This window comes from Desulfuromonas sp. CSMB_57 (assembly GCF_020194955.2).
Taxonomy (GTDB): Bacteria; Desulfobacterota; Desulfuromonadia; order Desulfuromonadales; family Syntrophotaleaceae; genus JAFCIY02.
Genome location: NZ_JAFCIY020000068.1, coordinates 1 through 3,921, shown reverse-complemented (window position 1 = coordinate 3,921; position 3,921 = coordinate 1). Strand labels below are relative to the sequence as shown.

5 protein-coding genes are annotated in these 3,921 nt (G+C 62.2%); all 5 read left to right on the top strand.

From position 1 onward, the window contains the following. Positions 1-71: 71 nt before the first annotated feature. Positions 72-1,460, top strand: a complete 1,389-nt coding sequence (locus JQN68_RS13940) for a sigma-54 interaction domain-containing protein (protein ID WP_225073827.1) — start codon at positions 72-74, stop codon at positions 1,458-1,460. Between the two features lie 183 nt (positions 1,461-1,643). Next, complete coding sequence (locus tag JQN68_RS13935; RefSeq protein WP_225073826.1) at positions 1,644-2,261, top strand: NifB/NifX family molybdenum-iron cluster-binding protein; 618 nt, start codon at positions 1,644-1,646, stop codon at positions 2,259-2,261. A gap of 25 nt (positions 2,262-2,286) precedes the next feature. Continuing rightward, complete coding sequence (locus tag JQN68_RS13930) at positions 2,287-2,655, top strand: DUF5320 domain-containing protein (protein ID WP_225073825.1); 369 nt, start codon at positions 2,287-2,289, stop codon at positions 2,653-2,655. Between the two features lie 84 nt (positions 2,656-2,739). Continuing rightward, the gene (locus JQN68_RS13925; protein WP_225073824.1) at positions 2,740-3,102 is read left to right on the top strand and encodes a NifB/NifX family molybdenum-iron cluster-binding protein; all 363 of its coding nucleotides are present in this window, start codon (positions 2,740-2,742) and stop codon (positions 3,100-3,102) included. Between the two features lie 37 nt (positions 3,103-3,139). Next, the coding region (locus JQN68_RS13920) for an ATP-binding protein (protein ID WP_225073823.1) at positions 3,140-3,921 on the top strand (782 nt) is incomplete at its 3' end.

The following is a 3,921-nucleotide window of genomic DNA, read 5'->3' as shown; positions in this document are numbered from 1 at the left end:
CTTTTCATAGTCGCCGCGTCCTTTATTATAATCATAGCCGGGGTCGGTCCTCAATCGGGGGTTTCATGGTCATGGGCAAAACCAAAATCAAAGCACAAGTGGCATCAACGCCGACGGACGCCATTCTGGACAGCATCTCGGACGGCGTGTTCACGGTGGATCTGGAGTGGCGCGTCACCTCCTTCAACCGGGCCGCCGAAGAGATTACCGGGGTCTCGCGTCAGGAAGCCATCGGCCGGCGCTGCGCGGAGGTATTCCGCTCCAGCATGTGCGGCGCCGCCTGCGCCCTGCAACAGACCCTGCGCACCGGCAAACCCATCATCGGCAAGTCGGGCTACATCATCGATGCCCACGGCAACCGCATCCCCATCAGCATTTCCACCGCCGTCCTGCGGAACAGTTCCGGACAGGTCATCGGCGGCGCCGAAACCTTTCGCGACCTTTCCGAGATCGAGGCCCTGCGCCAGGAACTGCAGGGCAAGTTCCGGGTTGGCGATCTGACCAGCCGCAGCCCCCTCATGCAGCGTGTCTTCGAGGTGCTGCCCGCCATCGCCGGAAGCCCCAGCACGGTTATGGTCCTCGGTGAAACCGGTACCGGCAAGGAACTGGTGGCGCGCACCATCCACTCCCTGAGCCCGCGCCGGCAGGGGCCGTTTGTCGCCGTCAACTGCGGCGCCCTGCCCGACACCCTGCTGGAATCGGAGCTGTTCGGCTACAAGGCCGGCGCCTTTACCGGCGCCACCAAGGACAAACCGGGCCGCTTTGCCTTGGCCAGGGGCGGGACCCTGTTCCTGGATGAAATCGGCGAGGTCAGTCCGGCCCTGCAGGTCCGGTTGCTGCGAGTGTTGCAGGAACGCACCTATGAACCCCTGGGGGGGACGCGCTCGGAGAACGCGGAGGTGCGGGTCATCGTGGCCACCAACAAGGATCTGATGGAGCAGATGCGCCAAGGGCTGTTTCGGGAGGATCTGTACTACCGCGTCAATGTGGTACGCCTGGAACTGCCTCCCCTGCGGCGCCGCAAGGAGGACATCCCCCTGCTGGTGGAACAGTTCGTCACCCGCTTCAACCGCCTGCAGCAGAAAGCCGTACAGGGCATCGCACCGGAAGCCTTGTCCCTGCTCATGGCCCACGATTGGCCCGGCAACATCCGCGAACTGGAAAACGCCATCGAACACGCTTTCATCCTCTGCAACACCGGGGAGATCGGCATCGCCCACCTGCCCCCGGAGTTGACCGCGCACATCCATGCCGCCGGATCCATGGTCGACATGCGCTCCGCCCACGACATCCTCGATGCCCAGACCATCCGCGCCGCCCTGGAACGCAACAATTTCAACCGGCTGGCGGCGGCACGCGAGCTCGGCATCCACAAAACCACCCTGTTCCGTCGCATGAAGAAACTCGGCATAACCCCGCCCCCAAAGGACGGCCGCAACCGCTCTCATCGGGAAAAGTAGCATTACCGCTACTCTATACGTCGAATAGAGTTGCAACATCGCTCCACTTTCCATTCTGTCCGCACTCGCATTTTCCGATTTTTCTCAGCGATTTCATTTACTTAATTGTCTTTTCAGCGCTTCTCCAGGCCTGGCATGCAACTTGCCATACATAAAGTCAGGACAAGGAGCTGAATGCCAACCATGAAAACCAAAGCCGCATTCTCCTATTGGGATCAAAGGATTGCACCGGTATTCGACACGGCGCAGCAATTATATGTCGTCGAGACGGATAGAGGCGGGATTGTAGACCAAACCCAGGTCCTTCTCACGGAGGAATTACCGGTCCAGAAGGCTCTGCGCCTGGTGGAGTGGAACATTTCCACCTTGGTGTGCGGTGCCATCTCCCGGCCCATGTACGAACTGGTCGCCGCCTACGGCATCCGCATCATTCCCTTCGTTGCCGGCGAGCTGGATGAAGTCGTCCAGGCCTGGCAGCAAAACCGCCTTTTGCAGGAAGCTTTTGCCATGCCGGGATGCTGCGGCCGACGGCGGGGGCCCAGAGGCAGCCAACACCACACCAAGGAGGTCAACGCGATGAACGGTCGAGGACAAGGGATGGGTGGCGGCAGAGGCGCCGGCAAGGGTGCCGGCGGCGGCCGTGGAGGACGGCAGGGAGGACGCATGGGCGGCCCGCTGGCGGCCGGACCCGGCGGCACGTGTATCTGTCCAGCTTGCGGATTCAGTGTCCCGCATCAGGTCGGTACGCCCTGCATGCAGCAGAAATGCCCGCAATGCGGAGCCGCCATGACCAGAGAATGACCAAACCAGAAAAGGAGAAACGATCATGCCAAGAGGAGACGGAACAGGACCAAGGGGAATGGGAGCCATGACCGGCCGTGGGATGGGTTTCTGCACAGGTTACGGCATGCCGGGACGCCCCTTCGGGGTCGGATTCGGCAGAGGTCGCGGGGGCGTCGGTCCCGGTTTTGGCGGCGGGGGCCGGGGCTGGCGCAACATGTTTTACGCCACCGGGTTGCCGGGCTGGATGCGCGGCGGCCGCGGCGTACCCTACGGAGGGATGGCGGCCTACCCACAACCCGATCCGGAACTGGAAAAACAGTTCCTGAGAAACCAGGCCGAGGCCCTGCAGGGGGAACTCGAGCTGATTAAAAGACGCCTCGCCGAAACCGAAGGTGAGAGCGGCAACGACTGACCGATGGTATCCGGGGGCGGGTTCGGTAGCACCGCCCCCATCCGACCCTTTCCAAAAGCGCACCCTGAAAAGGAGTAAAATACCGTGAAAATAGCTTTTTCCACCCCTGGGAGCAAGCTCGATGCCCCCCTGGATACCCGCTTCGGCCGAGCGGCCAAATTTATCATCTACGACCTGGACAGCGAAACCTTCGAAGTCATGGACAATCGACAAAACCTCAATGCGGCCCAGGGAGCCGGCATCCAGTCGGCGGAAACCGTCGCCCGCTCCGGCGCCAAGGTTTTGGTCTCCGGCCATTGCGGACCGAAGGCTTTCCGCGTGTTGCAGGCCGCCGGCATCCAAATTTTCTATTCGGAAGGGCCGACCGTAGCGGCTGCTCTCGAGTCTTACCGGCAAGGGAGCCTGGCCGAGGCTGCGGGGGCCGATGTGGAAGGGCATTGGGTATGACCACCTATGGACATGGGGGCAACCCGGGAGGGCGACCATGATTGTCGCGGTAGCATCGGGCAAGGGCGGTACCGGCAAGACCACGGTGTCCGTCAATATGGCGCGGTCGCTGGGCAGCAAGGTGCGACTGCTGGACTGTGATGTCGAGGAACCCAATGCGCATCTGTTTCTGCGCACGGACCAGCATGAACAGCAGGAGGTCCCGATTCGGGTGCCGCAGGTGGACGAATCCCGGTGTGATGGTTGCGGCGAATGCGGTCGCTTCTGCGCCTATCATGCCATCGTCTCCTTCGGCACCAAGCCCCTGGTTTTTGCCGAGATGTGCCACGGCTGCGGCGGCTGCGCCAAGGTTTGTCCGAAAGGTGCCATCGGCGAGACGGATCGCCGCATCGGGGTGATTGAAACCTCTCGCTCGGAAAACATCACCCTGATTCAGGGCCGGCTGGATGTCGGCGTGGCCATGGCCCCGCCGTTGATCCGTGCGGTCAAGGCCCGCCTGCCTGGAGCGGGGCACGCCATTCTCGATGCACCGCCCGGCACTTCGTGCCCGGTAATCGCCACCTTGCGGGATGCGGATTACGTGGTCCTGGTCACGGAGCCGACCCCCTTCGGCCTGCATGACCTTAAGCTGGCCGTCGACATGGTACGGGAACTGGACCTGCCTTTTGGAGTGGTGGTTAATCGTTATGGCGTCGGCGATGACCGGGTGCATGTATTCTGCCGCGAGCAGAACATCCCGCTACTCCTGGAAATTCCCGATGACCGGCGCATCGCCGAGGCCTATTCACGGGGTGAACTGATGGTTGAGGCCTTGCCGGA

What these genes read in the sequence shown, in the direction of transcription:
- JQN68_RS13940 (WP_225073827.1), top strand. Translation starts at nt 72, where the DNA reads ATGGGCAAAACCAAAATCAAAGCACAAGTGGCATCAACGCCGACGGAC.
- JQN68_RS13935 (WP_225073826.1), top strand. Translation starts at nt 1,644, where the DNA reads ATGAAAACCAAAGCCGCATTCTCCTATTGGGATCAAAGGATTGCACCG.
- JQN68_RS13930 (WP_225073825.1), top strand. Translation starts at nt 2,287, where the DNA reads ATGCCAAGAGGAGACGGAACAGGACCAAGGGGAATGGGAGCCATGACC.